This is a genomic window from Noviherbaspirillum sp., assembly GCF_035254685.1.
Classification (GTDB): domain Bacteria; phylum Pseudomonadota; class Gammaproteobacteria; order Burkholderiales; family Burkholderiaceae_D; genus Noviherbaspirillum.
The window spans coordinates 1-2077 of sequence record NZ_DATFAI010000015.1; the positions used below are offsets into that span (position 1 = coordinate 1).

General features: G+C 60.0%; 2 protein-coding genes. Both read left to right on the forward strand.

The features are described from left to right. Window positions 1–574, forward strand: a 574-nt coding sequence (locus tag VJ698_RS03745) for a methyl-accepting chemotaxis protein (RefSeq protein WP_324101345.1), incomplete at its 5' end; no start/stop codon positions are given. Window positions 575–889: 315 nt separating this feature from the next. Next, window positions 890–2077 (forward strand): methyl-accepting chemotaxis protein (locus VJ698_RS03750; RefSeq protein WP_324101346.1); only part of this gene is annotated, 1188 nt, incomplete at its 3' end.

Below are 2077 nucleotides of genomic sequence, written 5' to 3' on the forward strand. Positions count from 1 at the left end.
GAATGCAGCAGTGGAAGCCGCACGTGCCGGCGAGCAGGGCCGTGGATTCGCCGTGGTGGCGGCCGAGGTGCGCAACCTGGCGCAACGTTCGGCAGGCGCGGCCAAAGAGATCAAGGCATTGATCGGCGACTCGGTGGAGAAAGTGGATGCGGGCAGCAAGCTGGTGGACGAGGCGGGCAAGACGATGGACGAGATCGTCACCTCGGTCAAGCATGTGGCCGACATCATGGGCGAGATCAGTGCGGCGAGCCAGGAACAGAGTTCGGGCATCGAGGAGATCAATCGCGCGATTGCCGAAATGGACGAAATGACGCAGCAGAACGCTTCGCTGGTCGAGCAGGCGGCTGCCGCTGCGGGAAGCATGCAGGATCAGTCGAGCAAACTGGAGCAGGCTGTCGCGGTGTTCAAGCTCGATGCCGCCGGGCAGCCGGCCCTGCAGTTGTCCGCAAGGCCGCAAGCCGTGGCCGCGACTATGAAGAGGCCAGCCCTGCAGGCCAAGGGTGTGTCGCCAAGCCAGGTGGCTACGGCGTCCCGACGTCCTTCCGGCAGCGACGACGACTGGGAAGAGTTTTGAAAACGGACCAGCCGTGCAACAGGCTCGGCCGTTACTTTCCTTTTAACAGATGGAACGTGAAGATGGCCGGGTAGCAGCACGTGAGGCAGGCAACTGAGCCAGGTATCTGAGCCAGCAAACAATTGGGGTGTCCGGATCAATGCCTGCACCCCAATTTTTGTGACGAAACAGCAGTTTGTGCCCATGTTTCGACGTGTCGAGATGGTCTTGTTTGTTGCTACAGGGTAATATGTTCGCTGGATCATTGAAATTGATTTTTTGAATGCCGGTCGGGCATGGGCCATCGAATCAAGGCCTGGACAGCAAAGGGGAGAGATGATGAATTTGCGTAGCTTGCGGATCGGTGCTCGACTGGGAGTGAGTTTCGGCGTCGTTCTGGCGCTTCTTGTGCTGGTGGTGGTTGTCGGCAACGTGCTGACAAAGCAGAACAAGCAGAAGCTGACCGACGGCCTTGAACTCTCCAATAACAAGAGTCTGCTGGTAGCGACCATGAAGAGCGCTGTCCTCGAGGCAGGCGTCGCCATGCGCAACATTGGCCTGCAATCCGAAGTAGCCGCGATGCAGAAGCAGGAGGCGCGGGTCAAGGAGCAGAACAAGCGCTATGCGGAAGCGCGCGACAAGTTGGCATCGCTCGGACAAACCGACGCTGAGAAAAAGCTTGTTGCGGAAATCGCACGCATCGACCAAGAGATCTCTGGCCCGTTCAAGGAAGCGATCGGCCAGGCATTGGCCTTCAACAGCGAAGGTGCCGCCAAAGTTATTTCCAGCCGCATCGACCCGCTCAACCAGCAGGCGGTGGCGGAGATGGACAAGCTGGTTGAACTCCAGCAGAGCGAGGCAAAGGATGTGCTGACAAATTCGGTCGACGACGATAACAGGCTGGTCATGATGTCGTTCGGCATTTTGGCGGTGGCATTGGCGATCGGCGGTGTTTTCGCCTGGGTGATCACGCGCAGCATCACTGCGCCGCTGAACCAGGCGGTTGCGGTTGCGAGCCGGGTTGCCACCGGCGACCTGACATCGCAGATCGAGGAGCGGAGCCGGGATGAGATCGGCCAGTTGTTCGACGCATTGCGGCAAATGAACAACAGTCTCGGGCAGATCGTCGGCAACGTCCGTAGCGGCACGGAGACCATTGGCGTGGCCTCGCGTGAGATCGCTGAAGGCAATGCAGACCTTTCTTCGCGCACCGAGTCCCAGGCCAGCTCCCTGGAGGAGACTGCCTCCTCGATCGAGGAGCTGACATCGACCGTCAAGCAGAACGCCGAAAATGCGCGCCAGGCCAACCAGCTGGTCGTGTCGGCTTCGGATGTTGCCATGCGCGGCGGGCATGTTGTGGGGCAGGTTGTGGATACGATGGGCGCGATCAAGGACAGCTCGCGCAAGATCGTGGACATCATCGGCGTGATCGACGGCATCGCCTTCCAGACCAACATCCTTGCGCTGAATGCAGCAGTGGAAGCCGCACGTGCCGGCGAGCAGGGCCGTGGATTCGCCGTGGTG